Here is a 22,020-nt window from a genome sequence, read left to right on the forward strand (position 1 = left end):
CTACAAACCCGTAGTAACAAAAGCCCTATCACTCCTCCCGCAATAGCGGGGCCGCCGGCTGGCTGAGCGCCCGCCAGGTCGCGACCAGGCCCAGGGCCAGGGTGATGGCGGTGCTGAGCACGGCGGTCAGCACCAAGGTCTGGGGCAGGAACACCCATTTCATGCTCATGACCTTGGTCAGCACCGCCCAGGCGGTCAGCGTGCCCAAGGCGCCGGAGATGAGCGCCGTCACCAGGCCAAGCGCACCGTACTCGATCAGGAAGGTGCGCAGGATGGTGGCCCGTGCCGCCCCCAGCACCTTCAGCACCACGGCGTCATAGACGCGGCGGCGGTGGCCGGCGGCGATGGCACCAGCCAGCACAAGGGTGCCGGCCACCAGGGTGACGGCGGCCACCACCCGCACCGCCATGCCGATGTTGACAATGATGGTGGAGACGGTGGCCAGCGCCTCCTTCACCCGGATGGCGGTGATGTTGGGGAAGGCCCGGATGACGGCGCGTTGGAGGGCGGCCTCGTCCGCCGCGGGCGCCCGCACGGTGGCGAGGTAGGTCTGGGGCGCATGCTCCAGCACGCCGGGGCTCATCACCAGGGTGAAGTTGATGCCCAGCGTGGTGAAGTCCAGGTCGCGCACCACCGCCACCTCCGCCTCGATCTCGCGGCCCAGGACGGACAGGGTCATGTGGGCGCCGGGGCCGATGCCGAAGGCCTGGGCGATATCCTTGGAAATGGCCAGCTTGGGCGGGCCGCTGTAGTCCGCCGGCCACCAGGCGCCAGCCAGGATCTTGTCGCCCGCCGGTGCCGCGGCCTGATAGGTGACACCCCGGTCGCCGTTCACCACCCATTTCTTGTCGGGGTCGTGCACCTGCTCCTGCGCCGGCTTGCCCTCCACCCGCACGATGGTGCCGCGCAAGCTGGGCGTGGTCTCCAGATCGTGCGCGCCCGGCACCGCCAGCACCGTCTGACGGAACGGGTCCAGTTGGTCGGGCTGGATGTCGACGAAAAAGAAGCTGGGGGCGTTGGCCGGCAGGCTCTCCCCCACCTCGCGGCGGAAGTTGCCTTCGATCAGGGCCACGGCTACCAGCACCGTCAGGCCCAAGCCCAGGGACAGCACCACCATGCCCGACAAATTGCCCGGCCGGTGCAGGTTGGCCAGCGCGAGACGCAGGGACGGGCGCCGGGGGCGGGGCAGCAGGCGGGCCAGGCGGGTGATGCCGGTGCCCGCCCCCAGGAACAGCAGCAGGGTGGCGGCGGCACCGATGACGAAGAAGGCCGCCAGCTTCTGATCGACGGAGGTCAGCACGGCCAGCACCCCCAAGGCGGTCGCCAACCAAGCCAAGGCGGCCAGCACCACCAGCGGCGGCCGGCCCCGCCGCCCGGCGAAACCCTCGCGGAACAGCCGCGCCGCCGGCACGCCCTGCGCCTGGCCCAGGGGCCACAGGGAAAAGACCAGCGCCGTCACCAGGCCGAACAGGGCGGCCACCGCCAGGCGGCCGGGATAGACGCCAATCTCCGCCGTTATGGGCAGCAAGCCCGCCAACGCCCGGCCCGCCGCCAGCGGCAGCACGGCGCCCAGCACCAAACCGCCGGCGATGCCCAGGCCGGCCAGCGCCAGGATCTGCATCAGATAGATCTGAAAAATCAGGCGGGCGGGGCTTCCCAGGCATTTCAGCGTGGCGATGGAATGGACGCTGGCGTCCATGTGGCTGCGCACGGCGTTGCCCACACCCACACCGCCCACCAGCAGGGCGGTCAAGCCCACCAGGGTGAGGAACTGGGCCAGCCGGTCGATGAACCGGGTCAGCTGCGGGGCGGCGTTCTGGTAATCCCGCACCCGCCAGCCGGCGTCGGGAAAGGTCTTGTCGACCATCTTGGCCCAGGCGGCGGCGTCGGTGCCATCGGGCAGACGCAGCTGGTAGGACCAGTTGACCAGGCTGCCGGGCCGCACCAGCCCGGTGCTGGGCAGGGCGTCGGCGGATATCATCAGGCGGGGGCCCAGGGCGATGCTGCCCGACCCCGCCTTGTCCGGCTCATGGTCGATGATGCCGCGCACCTGCACCGTGGCGTCGCCGACGATGAGGGTGTCGCCAGGCTTGAGGTCCAGGCGGGCGGCCAGCGTGTCGTCGACGAAGGCGCCGTAGACGCCGTCGCGCGCGGCCAGGCGGGCTTGCGCGTCCGCGCCGCCGTCCGTCAGGGTCAGCCGGCCATAGAGCGGATAGCGCCCGTCCACCGCCTTCAATTCCACCAGGCCAGAGGCGCCCAGGTCGGCGTCGGCACCAGGATCGTCCACCGCCTTGCGCGCCATGGCCCGCATGTCGGCGGTGACGGCGACCGTGCCCTGCCCCTCCAGCCACTGGCGCTGCTCCGCCGTGGCCTCGCGGTACAGCACGCGGACGGAGGCGTCGCCGCCCAGGATGGCGCGGCCGTCCTGGGTCAGGGACCGCTGGATGCCACCGGCCACCGACTGCACGGCGGCGATCGCCCCCACGCCCAAGGCCAGACACAGCAGGAAGATGCGGAAGCCCCGGATGCCGCCGCGCAGTTCGCGCCGCGCCAGGCGGGCCGCCAGCTTCACTTCACCAAGGTTGATCATGGTGGCGCCTCAGTCGGCCAAGGCGATGCGGGCCACGCTGTCCTCCACCACCCGGCCATCGGCCAGGCGGATGGTGCGATCGCAGCGCGCGGCCAAGCCCGGATCGTGGGTCACCAGGATCAGGGTGGTGCCATGGCGCCGCGCCTGGTCGAACATCAGGCGGATGATCTGCTCCCCCGTTTCCTGGTCCAGGTTGCCGGTGGGCTCATCCGCCAGGATCAGGCGGGGGCGGGGGGCGAAGGCGCGGGCCAGCGCCACGCGCTGCTGCTCCCCACCCGACAGTTGGCCGGGATAGTGGTCCAGTCGGTGGGCCAGGCCCACGGCCGCCAAGCCATCGCGGGCACGGTCGAAGGCGTCAAGGTCGCCGGCCAGTTCCATGGGCAACGCCACGTTTTCCAGCGCCGTCATCGCGCCCATGAGGTGGAAGGATTGGAAGACGATCCCCACATGATCGCGGCGGAAGCGGGCGAGACCATCCTCTGACAGGCTGTTCAGGGTGTGGCCAGCGACGGCGACCGTGCCGCCGGTGGGCCGTTCCAGCCCGCCGATGACCATCATCAAGGAGGATTTACCCGACCCGCTGGGCCCGACGATACTGATCCGTTCCCCCGCCTGGATCGAAAGGTCGATGCCTTTCAGGATGTTGACGCGGCCGGCGGCGCTTTCCAACGTCAGGGTCAGGCCATCCAGGCGCAGGGCGGGTTCGGAAACGGGCATGGGCGCGGGGCTTTCAGGGGATTTCGGGGATCTCCAGCCGATATGGCCCGGCCCGGATGGTTTTCAACGGGCCAAGTCCGTGGGTGTTCTGACGGGCCAAGCCCGTGGGTGTCTTCAACCGGCTTCGGCCAGGGGCGTTTTCAACAGCGAGCAGGTTCCGGCATGCGACTCTCCCTCCTTCCCCTCTTGCTGCTGGCGGGCCTGGCGGCCGGCGCGGCGCAGGCGCGCCCCTTGAAGGTGGTGGTGCTGGGCGACAGCCTGTCGGCCGGTTACAACCTGCCACCGGGCCAGGGCCTGACCCGCCAGTTGGAGGCGGCGCTGCGTCATGATGGCTTCGACGTCACGGTGGGCGACACCGCCGTGTCCGGCCAGACCTCGGCCGGCGGCCTGGCCGGGCTGGACTGGATGCTTGGCGACGCGCCGGACCTGGTGGTGGTGGAACTGGGCGCCAACGACATGCTGCGCGGCGTGGACCCCAAATCCACCCGCGCCAACCTGGACAAGATCCTCGCCACCCTGAAGGACCGGCACGTTTCCACCATCCTGGCTGGCATGAAGGCCCAGCCCAACCTGGGTGCGGACTATGTCGCGGCCTTCGACACGATCTATCCCGACCTGGCCAAACGGTACGCCGTGCCCTTCTACCCCTTCATCCTGGACGGCGTGGCCCTGGACCCGAAGCTGACCATCGCCGACCGCATGCATCCCAACGGCGATGGCGTGGCGGTCATGGTCCGGGGGCTGAAACCCGTGGTGGCCAAGGCGCTGACCACCCTCAAGGACGCCGCGCCCTCCGGCAAATAGCGGTTTTACAGCTCCGCCGGGGCTATTCCCCGGCCCCCACCGTCGCGTATGACGGACGTTAACCTTTTCCCGCATCGAAGGAAGTCCGCCATGGAATACCGTCGTCTCGGTCGCACCGACATCAGCGTCAGCGCCATCTGCCTGGGCACCATGACCTGGGGCCGCCAGAACACGGAGGCCGAGGGCCACGCGCAGATGGACTATGCCGTCGACCGGGGCATCACCTTCTTCGACACCGCCGAGATGTACGCCATCCCCCCGACGGCGGAGACCTATGGCCGGACGGAGGAGATCATCGGCACCTGGTTCGCCAAGACCGGCCGGCGCGACCAGATCTTCCTGGCCAGCAAGGTCATCGGCCCGACGCCGGCGCCCTGGGTGCGGGACGGCCGCCACCGGCTGGACCGCGCCAACATCACCGCCGCGGTGGAGGCCAGCCTGCGCCGCCTGCGCACCGACCACATCGACCTCTATCAGGTGCATTGGCCGCAACGGCCGCTGGCCCTGTTCGGCCGCCCGGCCCCGGAGGGCGAGGCCATCGATGGTGGCGTGCCCATCGAGGAGACGCTGGAGGCGTTGGGGGAACTGGTCACGGCCGGCAAGGTCCGGCATGTCGGCGTGTCGAATGAGACGGCCTGGGGCGTCATGGCCTATCTGCGGGCGGCGGAGCGCCAGGGCTTGCCGCGCATCGCCAGCATCCAGAACGTCTACAACCTGCTGTCCCGCGCCTTCGACGGTGACCTGGCGGAAGTGGCGGTGCGCGAGCAGGTGGGCCTGCTGGCCTATTCGCCCCTGGGCGCCGGCACCTTGAGCGGCAAGTACCTGAACGGCGCCGTGCCGGAAGGCACCCGCCGGTCCATCGATGGCCGCGGCTCACGCTATGACCGGCCGGGCGCGGACGCCGCCACCCAGGCCTATCTGGACATTGCCCGCCGCCATGGCCTGGACCCGACGCAGATGGCCATCGCGTTCGTGCACCGGCAGCCCTTCGTGACCGCCACCATCATCGGCGCCACCAGCATGGCCACCCTTGAAAGCAATATCGCCGCGTTCGACCTTAAACTGGATGAGGCGGTGCTGGCGGAGATCGAGGCCGTGCACCGCGCCAACCCGTCACCTTGTCCCTGACGGCCCCCTGCTTGAAAGGCCCGCCCCCGGGGACCGGGCCCCGGTGCGGAGGGAGAAGATGTTCCGCCTGGCCGGGACCTGATCCTGCGCAAGGGCGCGGTATCGGATACCGGCCGGGCGACGAAGAACAGGGAGGCGCCTTCGGTTACATGGCCTTCTAGGCATTGAACCTGCCACGGATCGGTGCCAAATTCGTGCCTTGAATTGGAGGCTTCCATGCGTACGACACTCGCGCTTGATGATGACCTGGTGGCCAAGGCGCAATCCTTCACTGGCCTGAAGGAAAAGGCCGAATTGGTGCGTGAGGCCCTGAAGGCCCTGATCGAGCGCGAAACCGCCCGAAGGCTTGCGCTCCTGGGCGGCAGCGAGCCGGAGCTGGAGACGGCATCCCGGCGGCGTCCTGAATGATCCTGGTGGACAGTTCCATCTGGGTCGACCACCTGCGGCAGGGTGATCCGGTCTTGAGCCGATTGCTGAATGAAGGGCGCGTGCTTGCCCATCCGTTCATCCTGGGTGAGCTGGCGCTTGGCAATTTGCGCCAGCGGGACGAAATCCTTGGACTCCTTGCCGATCTGCCGCAAGCGGTGGTCGCCCGCGAGGGTGAAGTCCTGCATTTCATCCGTGAGCATGCCCTGTCAGGCTCCGGTATCGGCTATGTGGACGCGCACTTGCTGGCGGCGACGCGGCTCACCAGCGGCACGGCCCTGTGGACACGCGACAAGCGGCTGGCACAGACGGCGGAGCGCCTGAAACTCCATGCCGGCGTACTACATTGACGGCGCGGAAGGTGCGGAAGGCCACGCTGGCTTGAAGGGTCCGCCCCCGGGGACCGGGCCCCGGTGCGGACGGGGATTCGGTGGGGAGGGAGAAGATGATCCGCCTGTTCGTGGGTCTGGCGATGCCGGAAGCGGTGCGCAACACCCTGTCCCGCTTGGCCGGCGGCCTGCCCGGGGCCCGTTGGGTGCGGCCGGAAAACCATCATCTGACCTTGCGTTTCATCGGCGAGGTGGATGAGGGCGTGGCGCAGGATGTGGATGAGGCGCTGGACCTGGTGACGGCGCCCCCCTTCGCCCTGACGCTGGACGGGCTGGGCCATTTCGGCCAGGGCGTGCGGGCCCGCACCCTGTGGGCCGGGGTGGGCCCCGAGCCGGCCCTGGACCACCTGCAGGCCAAGGTGGAGAGTGCCGTGGTGCGGACGGGACTGCCGGCGGAGACGCGCAAGTTCAGCCCCCATGTCACCCTGGCGACCCTGGGCCGGGATACCCCCCCGGCGCGCCTTGGCCGTTTCCTGGAGGAATACGGCCTGTTCCAGGCGGGCCCGTTCCCGGTGGACCAGTTCATCCTTTATGAAAGCGTGCTGGGTCGCCAGGGCAGCACCTATCACGCCCTGCGCTCCTACCCGCTGGGCGGTTGGCGGCCAGAGCGGGCGGCCAATGGGGATGATGATGGGGGCGAGGACGGCGCATAGGAACGCGCGGATAATTGCGCATGCGCGACGGTGGCGGATCCCGTATTTCCTCTAAAGTCCCATCGACTCGCCCCAGCCGGAGATGCGCCCCGCCATGATCCCGCCCGCCCGCCGCACCTTCGTCGCCCTGGACACGCCCGAGCCGAATGCCGCCCGCGCCCTGGCCCAGCGGCTGGCCGGCCATGTCGGCGGCATCAAACTAGGGCTGGAGTTCTTCTGCGCGGCGGGGCCTGACGGCGTCCGCGCCGTGACCGAGGGGCTGGACCTGCCCCTGTTCCTGGACCTGAAGCTGCACGACATCCCCAACACCGTGGCGGGCGCCATCCGGGCCGTCATGCCGCTGGCCCCCGCCTTCATCACCCTGCACACCCTGGGCGGGGCGGCGATGATGCGGGCGGCGGCGGACGCCGCCGACGAAACCGCAACCCAACTGGGGCTACCGCGGCCCAAACTGCTGGGCGTCACCGTGCTGACCAGCATGAGCGTGCTGGACCTGGCATCGGTGGGTGTGGACCGGCCGGTGGCGGACCAGGTGGCGTTGCTGGCCGACCTCGCCCATGTCGCCGGGCTGGACGGCGTCGTCTGCTCCCCCAACGAATGCGCCGTGCTGCGCCGGCAACTAGGCCCCAACTTCACCCTGATGGTGCCGGGCATCCGCCCCGTCTGGGCGTCGGCCAACGACCAGAAGCGCATCATGACCCCGGCGGCCGCCGTGACGGCCGGCGCCACCTACCTGGTCATCGGCCGCCCCATCACCGACGCCCCCGACCCCGTGCAGGCCGCCCAGCGCATCGTCACCGAGTTGGCGGCGTAAGGAATACCAGGCCGCCCCCTTAGCCCCCGACCGCGGGCGCCGGAAGTTTCTGGGGAGCACAGCGGACTGGAAACTGAGGATAGCCAAGGCGCGGATGCGCCGCCGACGCTTGAGGAACACGAAAATGCCCGTCAAGGCGAAGATATGTGGGATCAATCATCCCGAGGCGCTGACGGCGGCGGCATCCGGCGGTGCCCGCTATATCGGGCTGGTGTTCTTCGCGAAGTCACCGCGCAACGTCTCGCTGCCCCTGGCGGCGGAACTGGCGCGCACGGTGCCCACGGGCGTGCGCACCGTGGGCCTGTTCGTCGATCCCACCGACGCCTTCCTGGACCGGGCGCTGGCCCAGGTGCCGCTGGACCTGATCCAGTTGCACGGCGACGAGACGCCGGAACGGGTCGCCGGGATTCGCGCCGCCCACCGTGTGCCCGTCATGAAGGCGCTGAAGGTGGAAACGGCGGCCGACCTGGATGCCGCCTCGGCCTATGAACCGGTGGCGGACATGCTGTTGTTCGATGCCAAGCCGCCGAAGGGTTCCGCCCTGCCTGGCGGCAACGGCGTCGCCTTTGACTGGACCCTGCTGACCGGCCGTCACTGGTCCAAGCCCTGGATGCTGTCCGGCGGCCTGACACCGGAGACGGTGGCCGACGCCATCCGCATCAGCGGCGCCGCCTCGGTGGATGTGTCGTCCGGCGTGGAGGACAGGCCGGGCCACAAGGACCCGGCCCTCATCCACGCTTTCCTGAACGCCGTGCGCGGCGCCTAGAGCAGATCGCCCAAAGGTGGAATCGCCTTTGGGCGTGAAGCTGCTCGCGGACAGACTCAGCTATAGCCGACGATACCAGCGGCATGGGCCGTTTCGCCCCGACAGCCCAGCCCGCACTGGGTCAGAACCGGTCCAGGTTCATGGTCTTGGTCCAGGCCGCCACGAAGTCGCGCACGAACTTCTCGCGCGCGTCCTCGGCGGCATAGACCTCCGCCACCGCCCGCAGTTCCGAATTCGACCCGAAGACCAGATCGACGGGGGAGGCGGTCCATTTCAGGCCGCCGCTGGCCCGGTCAACCCCCTCATACAGGCCCGGGGTCTTGGTCGACGGTGACCATTTCGTGCCCATGTCCAGCAGGTTCACGAAGAACTCGTTGGTCAGCGTGCCGGGATGGCTGGTCAGCACGCCGGTGGCCGACTGGCCCTCATTGGCGTTCAGCGCCCGCAAGCCGCCGACCAGCACCGTCATCTCCGGCACGGTCAGGGTCAGCAGGTTGGCCTTGTCGACCAGCGCCTCGGCCGGCGACAGGCGGTTGTCCTTGCCATAGTAGTTGCGGAAGCCGTCGGCCGCCGGTTCCAGATAGGCGAAGGAGGCGACGTCCGTCTGCGCCTGGGTGGCGTCGGTGCGGCCCGGCCGGAACGGCACCTCGATGCTGTAGCCCGCCTGCTTGGCCGCCTGTTCGACGCCCACGCCGCCGCCCAAAACGATCAGGTCGGCCAGCGACACCTTCTTGCCCCCTTTCTGGGCACGGTTGAAGTCGGCCTGGATGCCTTCCAGCTTCGCCAGGACCTTCTTCAGCTCCGCCGGGTCGTTGACGGCCCAGTCCTTCTCCGGCGCCAGCCGGATGCGGGCGCCGTTGGCGCCGCCGCGCATATCGGTGCCACGGAAGCTGGCGGCCGATGCCCAGGCGGTGCGCACCAGTTCGGGAACACTGAGGCCAGACGCCTGGATCTTGGCCTTCAGCGCCACCACGTCCTGGGCGTCGATGGGGGCGTAATCCGCCGCCGGGATGGGATCCTGCCAGGAGAAGACCTCCTTCGGGACCTCATTGCCGAGGTAGCGGGCGCGCGGTCCCATGTCGCGATGCGTCAGCTTGAACCAGGCGCGGGCGAAGGCGGCGGCGAACGCGTCCGGATCCTTCTGGAAGCGCAGGGCGATGGCGCGGAAGGCGGGGTCCATCTTCAGCGACAGGTCCGTCGTGAACATCATCGGCGGATGATGCTTGTTCGGATCGTGCGCGTCGGGCACCAGGTCGCCCGCGCTCTTGTCCTTGGGCTCCCACTGGATGGCGCCCGCCGGGCTCTTGGTCTGCACCCAATCGAAGCCGAACAGGTTGTCCAGGTACTGGGTGGTGAAGGCGATGGGGTTGGCGGACCAGGCGCCCTCCAGCCCGCTGGTGACCGTGTCGGCGCCGTTGCCGGTGCCGCACTTGTTCTCCCAGCCCAGGCCCTGCTTCTCCACGCCCGAGCCGGCGGGGGCGGCGCCCAGGCATTTGGCGTCGTGCGCGCCATGGGCCTTGCCGAAGGTGTGGCCGCCGGCGATCAAGGCCACCGTCTCCTCGTCATCCATGGCCATGCGGCCGAAGGCCTGGCGGATGTCCTTGGCGGCGGCCAGCGGATCGGGGTTGCCGTTGGGTCCTTCCGGATTCACGTAGATCAGGCCCATCTGGGTGGCGGCCAGGGGCCCCTTGAGCTGGTGCTTGTCATCGAAGCGCTCGGACCCCAGCCACTTCTTTTCGATGCCCCAGAACACCAGGTCGGGCTCCCACGTGTCGACACGGCCGCCGGCGAAGCCCAGGGTCTTGAAGCCCATGTTTTCCAAGGCGACGTTGCCGGTCAGCACCATCAGGTCGCCCCAGGACAGCTTGCGCCCATACTTCTGCTTGATGGGCCACAGCAGGCGCCGGGCCTTGTCCAGGTTCACATTGTCCGGCCAGCTGTTGCGCGGCTCGAACCGCAGGTCGCCGCCGTTGGCGCCGCCACGCCCATCCGCCACGCGATAGCTGCCGGCGCTGTGCCAGGCCATGCGGATGAAAAAGGGGCCGTAATTGCCGTAGTCGGCCGGCCACCAGGCCTGGGGCGTGGTCAGGACCTTGTCGATGTCCTTCTTCACCGCCTGAAGGTCCAGGGTCTTGAATTCCTCGGCGTAGTTGAACCCGCCGTAAGGATTGGACTCGACGGCGTTCTGCCGCAAGGGGCTGAGGTCCAGCCGCTCCGGCCACCAATCCTGGTTGGACATCGGCTTGTCCTCCGCACGGGCGGCGACGGACAGGGCCACCGGCGAAAGGGTCGCTGAGAGCAGCATGACGAAGGATAGGGCGCGCGTGCGCATCGAAGGTCTCCCTAATGGGGAAAGTCACAACGGGGATGCGACAGCAGCTATCATATTAAAAAACGTGCAACAAACTAATTAACTCTATAATTCTCATAGGGAAAATCTATAACAGAAGTAAATTTGGTGCGGATCGCAATAGAATTGCGACGCAACAATTAACATACGCTCACATCGCGGCGACAATAATTTGTGCGGCGCGAAATGGCGTGGGCTGTGGATTTATCGTCGCGCCTCTCGCATCGCCTGGGCCAGATGGCGATACGTGGCGCTGAGCGCGGCGCCGCTGCGCCAGGCCAGGACGATCTGGCGCTTGGCATTCGGGTCCGACAAGATCCGGGTGGTCACATGCAGGCCGTTCAGCAAACCGGCCTGCACCGCCATTTCCGGCAGCAGGGTGACGCCCAGGCGGTTGTCGACCAGATGGACCAGGGTCTGCAAGGTCGAGGCCGACATGGCCTGGCGTTGCAGGTCGGCGCGGCCGCACAGCGACAGGGCGTGGTCGCGCAGGCAATGGCCATCGGGCAGCAGCAGCAGGCGCTCCGTCCAGTCGGCCTCCGTCGGCGTGGCCAGGCCGCCCACCGGGTCCTCCACATGGAAGGCCAGCATCAGCGGATCGTCGAACAGGACATCGTAGTCCAGGGCGGCACACGGATAGGGCAGCGCCAGGATGGCGCAATCCAGTTCGCCCCGCCCCAGCGCGGTGCACAGCGAGGCGCTGAACTCTTCCCGGACATGAAGCTCCAGCAGGGGATAGCTGCTGGCGAATTTGGGCAACAGGCAAGGCAGCAGGAAGGGCCCCACGGTGGGAATGATGCCCAGGCGGAGGACGCCGGCCAGGGCCCCGTCGCCATGGCCGATGTTGCCCAGGTCCTGCGCCACCCGCAGCAGTTCCCTGGCCTTCTCCACCACCTGTTCGCCGACGGCGGTGAAGGCCACCATGCGACGCGTCCGCTCCACCAGCCGCAGCCGCAGCACTGTCTCCAGTTCCTGGATGCTGGAGGACAGCGCGGCCTGGGTGACGTTGCACGACTCCGCCGCCCGGCTGAAATTCCGGTGCTCGTGGAGATGCACCAGGTAACGCAGTTGCTTGAGGCTAGGCAGGGTCATCGCTGGCGTCTTGGGTGGGGCCGGGAACGCGCCATCCTATACGCAAACGACTAAAATTGGAATTATTCTAATTAAAAATCACACCACTGGCATCATCGCGGCGGACGGAACCTCACGCCCCTGGCACGCCACGGCTGGTGGAGTATTCGAAGTGCAGCGCCTCGCCCGGGTGGACCAGGGGGTGGATCGCATGCACGGCCATGGCGGCCTCGGCGAAGCCGCAGAGGATCAGCTTCACCTTACCGGGGTATGTGGCGATGTCGCCGATGGCGAAGATGCCGGGCACGTTGGTGGCCATGGTGGCCGGGTTCACGGCCACGTGGTGGTGTTCCACGTTCAGGCCCCAGCTGGCGATGGGCCCCAAATCCATGGCCAGGCCGAAGAAGGCCAGCAGCGCGTCGGCGGGCAAGGTCTTTTCCACGCCGTCCAGCGTCGCCACCCGCACGCCGGTCAGCTGGCCCGAGGCGCCTTCCAGCCCGGCCAGCTGGTAGGGCACCACCATGTCGATGACGCCGTCCTTGGCCAGCTGGTCCAGGCGGGCGGCACTTTCGGGGGCCGCGCGGAACTTGGCGCGGCGGTGCACCACCATCACGCGCTCCGCCACCTCCGACAGCGACAGGGCCCAGTCCACGGCGCTGTCGCCACCGCCGGCGATGACCACGCGCTTGCCGGCGAAATCCTGGCGGCGGCGCACCAGATAATGCACCGACTTGCCCTCATAGTCGGCCAGGCCATCCAGCGGCGGCTTGTTGGGGCCGAAGGCGCCGCAGCCAGCGGCGACCACCACGGCGCGGGCGTCGATGATGGTGCCCTTGTCGGTGCCCACCAGCCAACGGCCACCCTCACCCGGGGTCAGGGTGGTGACCTGCTGGCCCAGATGATAGGTGGGCTTGAAGGGGGCGGCCTGTTCGGCCAGGCGGTCGATCAGGGTGGCCGCTTCCACCTGGGGATAACCCGGAATGTCGTAGATGGGCTTTTCCGGGTACAGCGCTGTGCATTGACCGCCCACCATGTCCAGGGCGTCCACCACGTGGCAGTCCAGCTTCAGCATGCCGCATTCGAAGATGGCGAACAGACCCACCGGGCCGGCGCCGATGATGCAGACGTCGGTGCGGTGGGTGTCGCCGGGGATGAGGGACTGCGGATGGCTGGACATGGTCTGGACGGGCTCCTGGCACGGCACGCGGTGACCGGCGGCGCCAGGTGCTGCGGGCGCGCAGGGCCGGTCGGCGGTTCGGGTGCCTTTCATCACGCGATTTGATGCGCTAATCAACTGTCCAGTTTGCGGGACCAATTCGCGCAGGCGGCTTGACGGCGCTTGCTCCGGTAACATGCGCCGCCGCAGACTCCGCTTCCCATCCCGGCCACCGCCCAGAAAGCCCATGCCCCACGTCCTGACCCTAGACCTGGCCGATGAGGCGGCGACGGCACGGCTGGCCGCCACGCTGGGCCGGCTGCTGACCACCGGCGACGTGGTCGCCCTGTCGGGCGACCTGGGCGCCGGCAAGTCCGCCTTCGCCCGCCATCTGATCCGCAGCCTGGGCGATGCCGACGAAGAGGTGCCCAGCCCCACCTTCACCCTGGTGCAGACCTATGACCTGCCGGGTTTCCCCCTTTGGCACTTCGACCTGTACCGCCTGACGGCGCCGGACGAGGTGCTGGAACTGGGGTGGGAGGAGGTGCGGCATGAGGGCGTGGCCCTGGTGGAATGGCCCGCCCGCCTGGGGGCGCTGCTGCCCGCCGACCGGCTTGACCTCGACCTCGCCATCACCGGACCCGAAAGCCGCCGCGCCACCCTGACGGGCCACGGCGCCTGGACCGCCCGCCTGGCCACCGCTTGGGAAGGTTTTAAGCCATGAGACGCGACACGCCCCCGCGCGAGACCGTCATCCGCCAGTTCCTGGAGCGATCCGGCTGGGGCACCGCCCGGCGGCGGCCCATGGGCGCCGACTGGTCGGCCCGGCGGTATGAACGCCTGGCCCTGCCCGGAAAAGGCGATGGCAACGGCGGCGGCGGCGCCACCGCCATCCTGATGGACTGCCGCGACATGGTGGCCGCCAGCCAGGTGCCGCCCTTCGTCCAGATCGCCGGTCTCTTGCGCGACTGCGCCCTGTCATCCCCGGTCATCCTGGCGGGCGACGAACCGCAGGGCCTGCTGCTGATCGAGGATTTCGGCGACGACGACTACGCCCGCTTGCTGGATGGCGGGGACGTGCCGTGGGGCCCGCTGTACGAGGTGGCGACCGACGTGCTGGTCGCCCTGCACCAGCGCTTCATCCCGGCGACGGCGCCGGACCTGCCGCGCTACGACATGGGCCTGTTCCGCGACCAGGTCATGCTGTTCGCCGACGCCTTCGCCCCGGCTGTGCGCGGCGGCACCCTGCCCGCCGGCGCCTGGGACGCGCTGGCCGAGGCGTGGGAAGGGGTGTTGCCCGCCGCCTTGACGCTGCCCCCCAGCCTGCTGCTGCGCGACTACCACCCCGGCAACCTGATGCGCCTGGCGGGCCGGTCCGGCGTGGCCGCCTGCGGCCTGCTGGATTTCCAGGACGGCGGCATCGGCCCACGCGCCTATGATCTGGTGTCCCTGCTGGAGGACGCGCGCCGCGACGTGCCGGCGGATCTGCGCCAGGCCATGACGCGTCGCTATCTGGCGGCCTTCCCCGGCATCGACGAGACCGCCTTCGCGGCGTCCACCGCCATCCTGGGCGCCGTGCGCCACGCCCGTATCCTGGGCCGGGTGGCGCAGCTGGCGGAGGCCACAACCGGCGCGCCGCAGCTGTCCTTCCTGCCCCGGGTGTGGGGCCAGTTCACCGGCGCCATCCGCCACCCCGCCCTGTCCCCCATTGCCCATTGGGTGGAACGCCATCTGCCCGCTAATCTCGATGCCGATACCATCGTCCGGAGTTTCTGACGCGATGCCCGCCGTTGCCCGACCGCTTTCCTTCACCCCCACCACCCCCGTTCCCCATACCGCCATGGTGCTGGCCGCCGGCCTGGGCCTGCGCATGCGCCCGCTGACCCTGACGCGGCCCAAGCCGCTGGTGGAGGTGGGGGGCGCCCCCCTGCTGGACCATGCGCTGGACCGGCTGGCGGAAAGCGGTGTCGCCCGCGCCGTGGTCAACACCCACCATCTGGGCGGCATGATCGAGAGCCACCTGGCCGGCCGCCAGAGCCCCGCCATCACCCTGTCGCCGGAAGCGGACCTGCTGGAAACGGGCGGTGGTGTGCGCCATGCCCTGCCCCACCTGGGCACCGACCCCATCTTCGTCGTCAACGCCGACATCCTGTGGCTGGACGGGCCGATACCGGCCCTGAAGCGCCTGGCCGCCACCTGGGATCCCGCGATCATGGACGCGCTGCTGCTGCTGATGCCCACGGTCGCCGCCGTCGGCTATGACGGCCCCGGCGATTACCACATGGACTCCGATGGCCTGCTGCGCCACCGCGCGGAGGATGAGCTGGCGCCCTTCGTCTTCGCCGGCGTGCACATCGTGAAGCCGGAACTGTACCAGGCCATCACCGAGACCCGGTTTTCCAACCTGGCGCTCTGGCATCGGGCGGAAGAGGCGGGCCGCCTCTACGGCATGCGCCATGACGGCGTGTGGTTCCATGTCGGCACGCCGGAGGCGGTGGACGAGGTCAACACGCTGCTGGGCCACCCCATCCCGCATGTCGCCAGGCTGAGCCAGCCGCGCAAGGCCGAGCCCTGAGGCCATGATCTGGGGTCCCGCACCTTCGGAGGGGGCCGGCGCGCGCCTGTTCACCATCGCCCCCGGCCTGCCCTTCGTGGACGCGCTGGCGGCCGGCATCCTGGACCGGGTGGGCAGCGACCCCCTGGCCCTGTCGCAGGTGACGGTGCTGCTGCCGACGGTGCGCGCCGTGCGGTCCCTGCGCGAGGCGTTCCTGCGCCTGTCGAACGGCAAGCCCATCCTGCTGCCCCGGCTGTCCCCCCTGGGCGACGTCGACACGGACGAGGTGGTGTTCACCCAAGGGGGCACCGACCTGCCCGAGGCCGTGCCGGCCCTGCGCCGCCAACTGCTGCTGGCCCGCCTGGTCATGCGGGCGCCGGACCTGGCCGCCACCCCGGCCCAGGCCGTGCGCCTGGGCGGCGAACTGGCCGGCCTGCTGGACGAGGTGCAGACGGAGGGCTGCCGGTTCGAGGATCTGGCCCGCCTGGTGCCGGACGACTACGCCCGGCACTGGCAGGTGACGCTGCGCTTCCTGGAGATCATCACCCAGCACTGGCCGGCCTTGCTGGAAGACGAAGGCGGCGTCGACCCGGCGCGGGAGCGGGAGCTGCGCCTGAAGGCCCTGGCCGACACCTGGCGGGCCAATCCACCGCCCGGCCCCGTCATCGCCGCCGGCTCCACCGGCAGCATCCCGGCCACCGCCGACCTGCTGGCCGTGGTGGCGGCCCTGCCCCAGGGCGCCGTCGTCCTGCCCGGCCTGGACCTCGGCTGCGACGAGGCCACCTGGCAGGACCTGGACGAGGCCCACCCGCAATACGGCCTGAAGCGCCTACTGGAACGGCTGGCGGTCGCGCGGGCGGACGTACATCCCTGGCCCCTGCCCGCCGCGTTGCCCGACAGCCTGGCGACCCGGCGCAGCCCACCCGCCCGCGCCCGCCTGATCGCGGAGGCCCTGCGCCCCGCCGGCACGACGGAGGCCTGGCAGGATTTGCACGCCAGCCCCCTGGCGGCCGAGGCCGACGCGGGCCTGGCCGGCCTGTCCCGCCTGGACGCCGCCACCCCGCAGGAGGAGGCGGGCGCCATCGCCCTGATGATGCGCGAGGTGCTGGAGACGCCGGGCCGCACCGCCGCCCTGGTGACGCCCGACCGCGACCTGGCCCGGCGCGTGGCCCTGGCACTGAAGCGCTGGGACATCGCCGTCAACGACAGCGCCGGGCAGCCGCTGACGCAGAGCGCCGTGGGCAGCTATCTGCGCCTGCTGGCCGACTGGGCGGCGGAGCCATCGCCCCTGGCCCTGCTGGCCCTGCTGAAGCACCCGCTGGCGGCCGGTGGGCAGAGCCCGGCGTTTTTCCGCGCCCACGTGCGCGACCTGGAGCGGGCGGTGCTGCGCGGGCCCCGGCCGGCCGACGGCTTCGACGGGCTGCGCCTGGCGCTGATGGGGGCCGAGCCCCGCCGTTTCGACGCCCACGGCGACCCGGACGCCCACCGCGCCCGCTTGATCGCCTTCGTTGACGGGCTGGAGGAAATCCTGCGCGCCCTGCTGGCGGCGATGGGCGGCACGGGCAAGACGCTGGCCGCCTGGCTGGACCTGCACGCCCGCACGGCCGAGGCCCTGGCCACCAGCGACGGGCAGCCGGGGGCGGAGCGCCTGTGGCGGCTGGACGACGGCGAGGCCGCGGCCAAGTTCGTCGACGACTTGCAGGACGCCGGCCACGATTTTCCTGAGTTGGGCGGCCCCGACTATGCCGCCGTCATCAGCGCCCTGATGGTGGGCCGCGCGGTGCGCCCGCGCTATGGCCTGCACCCGCGCCTCTACATCCTGGGCCTGCTGGAGGCCCGGCTGCAGCAGTTCGACGTCATGATCCTGGGCGGCCTGAACGAGGGCACCTGGCCGCCGCAGCCCAAGGCCGACCCCTGGCTGTCGCGTCCCATGCGCCAGCGCTTCGGCCTGCCGACACCGGAACGCCATCTGGGCCAGACGGCGCACGACTTCGCCCAGGCCTGTGGGGCCGCCACCGTGGTGCTGACCCGGTCGGAACGGGTGGAAGGCACGCCCACCGTGCCGTCACGCTGGCTGTTGCGGCTGGACACGGTGCTGAAGGCGCTGGGCCGGCCCCACGCCTTCAGCACCGGCATGGGCCGCTGGGCCGTGTGGGGGGAGGCGATGGACGCGCCAACCGCCGTGCGGCCCTGCCCCCCGCCGGAACCCCAGCCGCCCGTCGCCGCCCGACCCCGCCGCCTGTCGGTCACCCAGGTCGAAACCTGGATGCGCGACCCCTACGCGCTCTACGCCCGCCATGTGCTGCGCCTGGAGGCGTTGGATCCCCTGGATGCCGACCCCGGCGCCGCCGACCGGGGCACCATGATCCACGACGCGTTGGACGCCTTCATCAAGGCCAATCCCGGCACCCTGCTACCCGTGGACGCGGTGGACCAGCTGCTGCGCTTCGGCCGTCAGGCCTTCGCCCCCTATCGCGGCCAGCCCAGCCTGGAAACCTTCTGGTGGCCCCGGTTCGAGCGCATCGCCCACTGGTTCGTGGCGCTGGAACGCGACCGCCGGGCCGGCGGCATCCAGCCCCTGCTGACCGAGGCGCGGGGCAGCCTGACGCTGGAGACGGCTTACAAGCCGTTCGAGATCGTGGCCAAGGCCGACCGTATCGACCGCCACGCCGACGGCTCCATCGCCCTGATCGACTACAAGACCGGCACCCCGCCCCGGGCGCGCGAGGTGGAGTTGGGCTTCGCCCCGCAGCTGCCGCTGGAGGCCGCCATCGCGCTGGCGGGCGGCTTCGGCGTGCGGGCGCCGGTGGTGGAGCAGCTGGCCTTCTGGCGCCTGACGGGCGGGGAGCCCGCCGGCCAGGTGGTGGCGCTGAAGCTGGACCCCGCCCGCCTGGCCGCCGAGGCGGTGGAGGGTCTGCGCCAGCTGATCGACCTGTTCGACACCGAGTCGACGCCCTACCGGTCCCAGCCCCGGCCGGGCATGGCGCCCCGCTATTCCGACTATCTGCATCTGGCGCGGGTGGCGGAATGGTCGGTGGGCGACGGGGGTGAGGTATGACCGACACCCCCAAGCCCGAGATGCGCCCCATCGACCCCACGGTGAAGCAGCGCCAGGCGTCGGACCCCGAAACCTCCGTCTGGGTGGGGGCGTCGGCCGGGACGGGCAAGACCAAGGTGCTGACCGACCGGGTGGTGCGGCTGATGCTGGCCGGCACCGCGCCCGGCCGCATCCTGTGCCTGACCTTCACCAAGGCGGCGGCGGCCGAAATGGCGAACCGCATTGCGGAACGCCTGGCCGGGTGGGCGGTCATGGCGGACGGCGACCTGACCCAGGCGCTGGCCGATCTGAATGGCCGCCCGCCGACGCGTGACGAGGTGCTGACCGCCCGCCGCCTGTTCGCCCGGGTGCTGGACACGGCCGGCGGCATGAAGATCCAGACCATTCATGCGTTTTGCCAGTCGCTGCTGCGCCGCTTCCCGCTGGAGGCGCGGCTGCCGCCCAACTTCGAGGTCATGGACGACCGCACGGCGGCTGAGGCCTTGGCGGAGGCGCAGGCCCATATGCTGGCGTCGGCGCAGGAGCATCCCGACACGCCCCTGGGCCGGGCGCTGAAACGCCTGGCCGGCGCCTTGAACGAGGAAAGCTTCGCGGAGCTGCTGGGCGACCTGGTGGCCCAGCGCGGCCGCATCCGCCGCATCCTGGAGGCGCACGGCGGACTGGACGGGACGGTGTCCGCCCTGTTCCGCCACCTGGGCGTGGGGGCCGACGAAACCGAGATCGGCGTGCTGGCCGCCGGCTGCCGGGACGAGGCGTTGGACGTTTCCGGCCTGCGCGCCGCCTGCGTGGCGCTGGCCGTGGGCACCAAGACGGACGTGGAACGCGGCCTGGCCGTCCAGCTCTGGCTGGACCAGGCGGACCGGCGCCTGGCGGAGTTCGACACCTGGCGCCGCCAGTTCCTGACGGCGGAGGGCACGGTGCGCGCCAAGCTGGCCGGCAAGGACGCGACGGCCGCCAACCCGCGGGCGCCCGAGATCCTGGCCCGGGAAGGCGAACGCCTGGTCGCCCTGCAGGAACGGCTGCGCGCCGTGACCGTGGCCCACTCCACGGCCAGCCTGCTGACCCTGGCCGGCAGCATGCTGGAGGGGTATCAGCGCTGGAAGGACGGCCGGGCGCTGCTGGATTTCGACGATCTGATCCTGGCCGCCAGCGCCCTGCTGACCGGCGACGCCCAGGCCTGCGCCTGGGTGCTGTACAAGCTGGACGGCGGCCTGGATCACATCCTGATCGACGAGGCGCAGGACACCAACCCGGAGCAATGGCGGGTGGTCAGCGCGCTGGCGGAGGAGTTCTTCGCCGGCGAGGGCCAGTCGGAGGCGCGCCGCACCCTGTTCGTGGTGGGTGACGAGAAGCAATCCATCTTCAGCTTCCAGGGTGCGGACCCGGCGGAATTCGCCCGCATGCGCCGCACCTTCCAGGGGCGGGTGGAGGCGGCGGAGCGGCCCTGGGCCATCGTCGACCTGGAGACCAGCTTCCGTTCCGTTGGTGCCGTGCTGCAGGCGGTGGACACCGTGTTCGGCCAAGCGGACGCGCGCGACGGCGTCTCCAGCGCGGCCATCCGCCATCGCCCCTTCCGCCAGGGCATGGCGGGCCGGGTGGAACTGTGGCCACTGGTGCGGCCCAGCGACAGCGTGGAAGCGCCGGCCTGGTCCCCGCCCCTGCACCATGAGGCGGAGGACAGGCCGCAGGCGCGCCTGGCCACCGTCATCGCCGACCAGATCGCGCATTGGATCGCAAAGGGGGAGGTGCTGGAGGCGCGCGGCCGGCCCCTGACCGCCGGCGACATCCTGGTGCTGGTCCGCCGCCGCAACGCCTTCGTCCAGCAGCTGGTGCGGGCCTTGAAGGAACGGCGGGTGCCGGTGGCCGGCGTGGACCGCATGGTGCTGACCGAACAGCTGGCGGTCATGGACCTGATGGCGGTGGGCCAGTTCCTGCTGATGCCCGAAGATGATTTGACCCTGGCAACCGTGCTGAAAAGTCCCTTCGTCGGCCTGGATGAGGACGCGCTGTTCACCCTGGCCCACCGCCGGGGCGGCTTTCTCTGGCCGGCATTGGTGAAACGGGCGGAAACCGACCCCCGCTTCCAGCCGGCCCATGCCTGGCTGCGGCGTCTGCTGGGCGAGGTCGACTACACCGCCCCCTATGAACTGTTCGCCGGCCTGTTGACCCGCCCCTGCCCCGCCGATCCCATCAGCGGCCGGCGCGCCCTGCTGGGCCGGCTGGGGGCGGAGGCCATCGACCCGGTGGATGAGTTCCTGAGCCTGTGCCTGGGCTTCGACCGCGCCCACCCGCCGTCCCTGCAGACCTTCCTGCACTGGCTGGCGGCCGGGCGGACGGAGGTGAAGCGCGAACTGGACACGGGCTCCAAGGACCGGGGGCCGGCGGGCGGCCAGGTGCGCATCATGACGGTCCACGGCTCCAAGGGCTTGCAGGCGCCGGTGGTCATCCTGCCCGACACCACGCGCAAGCCGGTCACCAGCCCGCGCATCCTGTGGCCGCATGTCGACGACGACAGCGGCGTTGGACCGGCCGTGCCCCTGTACGCCCCGCGGCGGGAGCAGGAGGACGTGAAGGCCCGTGCGGCCCGCGCCGCGGCCGACCGGCGGCGCGACCAGGAATACCGCCGCCTGCTGTACGTGGCCCTGACCCGGGCGGAGGACCGCCTGCACGTCTGCGGCTACGAGGGCAAGACCGCCACCAGCGACGACACCTGGTTCCGCCTGACGGAGCGGGCGCTGGCCACCGTGGCGCCGACCCGCGCCTTCGACCTGACGACCGTGTCGCGCCAGGGGTGGAGCGGCGAGGGCCGGGTGCTGGCCGAACCGCAGACTCGCGAACCGCCGGGCCAGCGGGCCACGCGGGATCGCGCCGAGACCCTCCCCCCCGCGCCCGCCTGGCTGCTGTCCCCGCCGCCGGCCGAGCCCGCCCCGTCCCGCCCCCTGGCGCCCTCCCGCCCCGATGGGGAGGAGCCGGCGGTACGCTCGCCGCTGGGCCAGGGGCCCCTTGGTGACGGAAAGAGCCTGGAGGCCCGGCGCTTCAAGCGCGGCACCCTGATCCATAAATTATTGCAGCTGCTGCCCGAGATGCCGCCGCCCGGCCGCGCCGCCGCCGCCCGCCGCTGGCTGGACCGCCCGGCCCATGGCCTGGATGAGGCGGCGCGGGAGGAGATCTGGGCCGAAACCCTGCGCGTGCTGACCCATCCGGAGTTCGCGCCCCTGTTCGGACCCGGCAGCCGGCCGGAAGTGCCCCTGGTGGGCACGGTGGGGACCCGCCCCCTGGCCGCCCAGATCGACCGGCTGGTGGTGACGGACACGGACGTGCAGATCGTGGATTTCAAGACCAACCGGCCGCCGCCCCAGACGGCGGAGGACATCCCCCACCTGTATGTGGCGCAAATGGCCGCGTACCGGTCGGCGTTGCGCCAAATCTATCCGGACCGGACGATCCGCTGCCTGCTGCTATGGACCGACGGCCCCTTCATCACCGAGGTCGACCCCGCCCGCATGGATGCCGTGGTCCTGAGCTGACGGACGGGGCACGGGGG

At 70.4% G+C, this 22,020-nt stretch carries 17 protein-coding genes; 12 read left to right on the forward strand and 5 right to left on the reverse strand.

Annotated elements, in window-relative coordinates:
- Positions 1-28: 28 nt before the first annotated feature.
- Together FHS74_RS20680 and FHS74_RS20685 are read right to left on the reverse strand one after the other, a co-directional pair.
- Positions 29-2,590, reverse strand: coding sequence for an ABC transporter permease (locus tag FHS74_RS20680; RefSeq protein ID WP_184804370.1), 2,562 nt, complete (start codon positions 2,588-2,590; stop codon positions 29-31).
- Between the two features lie 9 nt (positions 2,591-2,599).
- Entirely contained in the window at positions 2,600-3,307 is a 708-nt protein-coding gene (locus FHS74_RS20685; protein ID WP_184804373.1) for an ABC transporter ATP-binding protein, read from the reverse strand.
- 162 nt (positions 3,308-3,469) lie between these two features.
- Here FHS74_RS20685 and FHS74_RS20690 point away from each other — a divergent pair, with 162 nt between their 5' ends.
- The 7 genes from FHS74_RS20690 to FHS74_RS20720 all read left to right on the forward strand — a co-directional run bounded on the left by FHS74_RS20690 (position 3,470) and on the right by FHS74_RS20720 (position 8,287).
- The gene (locus FHS74_RS20690) at positions 3,470-4,111 is read left to right on the forward strand and encodes an arylesterase (protein WP_184804376.1); all 642 of its coding nucleotides are present in this window, start codon (positions 3,470-3,472) and stop codon (positions 4,109-4,111) included.
- 90 nt (positions 4,112-4,201) lie between these two features.
- Complete coding sequence (locus tag FHS74_RS20695) at positions 4,202-5,239, forward strand: NADP(H)-dependent aldo-keto reductase (protein WP_184804379.1); 1,038 nt, start codon at positions 4,202-4,204, stop codon at positions 5,237-5,239.
- A gap of 216 nt (positions 5,240-5,455) precedes the next feature.
- Positions 5,456-5,647 (forward strand): type II toxin-antitoxin system VapB family antitoxin, encoded by a 192-nt coding sequence (locus FHS74_RS20700; protein ID WP_184804382.1) that lies wholly within the window; start codon positions 5,456-5,458, stop codon positions 5,645-5,647.
- Positions 5,644-6,015, forward strand: a complete 372-nt coding sequence (locus FHS74_RS20705) for a type II toxin-antitoxin system VapC family toxin (RefSeq protein WP_184804385.1) — start codon at positions 5,644-5,646, stop codon at positions 6,013-6,015. The genes FHS74_RS20700 and FHS74_RS20705 overlap by 4 nt, the downstream gene beginning before the upstream one ends.
- A 95-nt stretch (positions 6,016-6,110) precedes the next feature.
- The gene (thpR, locus tag FHS74_RS20710; protein ID WP_184804389.1) at positions 6,111-6,707 is read left to right on the forward strand and encodes an RNA 2',3'-cyclic phosphodiesterase; all 597 of its coding nucleotides are present in this window, start codon (positions 6,111-6,113) and stop codon (positions 6,705-6,707) included.
- A 94-nt stretch (positions 6,708-6,801) separates the two neighbouring features.
- Positions 6,802-7,521: an orotidine-5'-phosphate decarboxylase gene (gene pyrF / locus FHS74_RS20715; RefSeq protein WP_184804392.1), complete on the forward strand. Its 720-nt coding sequence runs from the start codon at positions 6,802-6,804 to the stop codon at positions 7,519-7,521.
- A 124-nt stretch (positions 7,522-7,645) separates the two neighbouring features.
- Positions 7,646-8,287, forward strand: coding sequence for a phosphoribosylanthranilate isomerase (locus FHS74_RS20720; RefSeq protein WP_184804395.1), 642 nt, complete (start codon positions 7,646-7,648; stop codon positions 8,285-8,287).
- 121 nt (positions 8,288-8,408) lie between these two features.
- Here FHS74_RS20720 and katG read toward each other — a convergent pair whose 3' ends face one another.
- From katG to FHS74_RS20735, 3 genes are all read right to left on the reverse strand, one after another.
- Positions 8,409-10,619 carry a catalase/peroxidase HPI gene (katG, locus tag FHS74_RS20725; RefSeq protein ID WP_184804397.1) on the reverse strand — a complete coding sequence of 737 codons (2,211 nt, stop codon included), beginning with the start codon at positions 10,617-10,619 and terminating at the stop codon, positions 8,409-8,411.
- A gap of 222 nt (positions 10,620-10,841) precedes the next feature.
- A complete protein-coding gene (locus FHS74_RS20730) occupies positions 10,842-11,729 on the reverse strand; it encodes a hydrogen peroxide-inducible genes activator (RefSeq protein WP_184804401.1) in 888 nt (295 codons plus the stop codon).
- A gap of 112 nt (positions 11,730-11,841) precedes the next feature.
- Positions 11,842-12,885 carry an NAD(P)/FAD-dependent oxidoreductase gene (locus FHS74_RS20735; RefSeq protein ID WP_184804404.1) on the reverse strand — a complete coding sequence of 348 codons (1,044 nt, stop codon included), beginning with the start codon at positions 12,883-12,885 and terminating at the stop codon, positions 11,842-11,844.
- A 226-nt stretch (positions 12,886-13,111) separates the two neighbouring features.
- Between FHS74_RS20735 and tsaE the strand changes: the two genes are divergently transcribed.
- The 5 genes from tsaE to addA are packed head-to-tail and all read left to right on the forward strand — an operon-like array spanning position 13,112 to position 22,003.
- Positions 13,112-13,588, forward strand: coding sequence for a tRNA (adenosine(37)-N6)-threonylcarbamoyltransferase complex ATPase subunit type 1 TsaE (tsaE, locus tag FHS74_RS20740; RefSeq protein ID WP_184804418.1), 477 nt, complete (start codon positions 13,112-13,114; stop codon positions 13,586-13,588).
- A complete protein-coding gene (locus tag FHS74_RS31005) occupies positions 13,585-14,640 on the forward strand; it encodes an aminoglycoside phosphotransferase family protein (RefSeq protein ID WP_184804421.1) in 1,056 nt (351 codons plus the stop codon). Before tsaE ends, FHS74_RS31005 begins: the two co-directional genes overlap by 4 nt.
- 4 nt (positions 14,641-14,644) lie before the next feature.
- Positions 14,645-15,439: a nucleotidyltransferase family protein gene (locus tag FHS74_RS20750; protein ID WP_211106435.1), complete on the forward strand. Its 795-nt coding sequence runs from the start codon at positions 14,645-14,647 to the stop codon at positions 15,437-15,439.
- 4 nt (positions 15,440-15,443) lie between these two features.
- On the forward strand, positions 15,444-18,476 hold the full coding sequence (addB, locus tag FHS74_RS20755; protein WP_184804424.1) for a double-strand break repair protein AddB: 3,033 nt from the start codon (positions 15,444-15,446) through the stop codon (positions 18,474-18,476).
- Complete coding sequence (addA, locus tag FHS74_RS20760; RefSeq protein WP_184804427.1) at positions 18,473-22,003, forward strand: double-strand break repair helicase AddA; 3,531 nt, start codon at positions 18,473-18,475, stop codon at positions 22,001-22,003. Before addB ends, addA begins: the two co-directional genes overlap by 4 nt.
- Positions 22,004-22,020: the final 17 nt, after the last annotated feature.

This window comes from Nitrospirillum iridis, assembly GCF_014205765.1.
GTDB classification, from domain to species: Bacteria; Pseudomonadota; Alphaproteobacteria; order Azospirillales; family Azospirillaceae; genus Nitrospirillum; species Nitrospirillum iridis.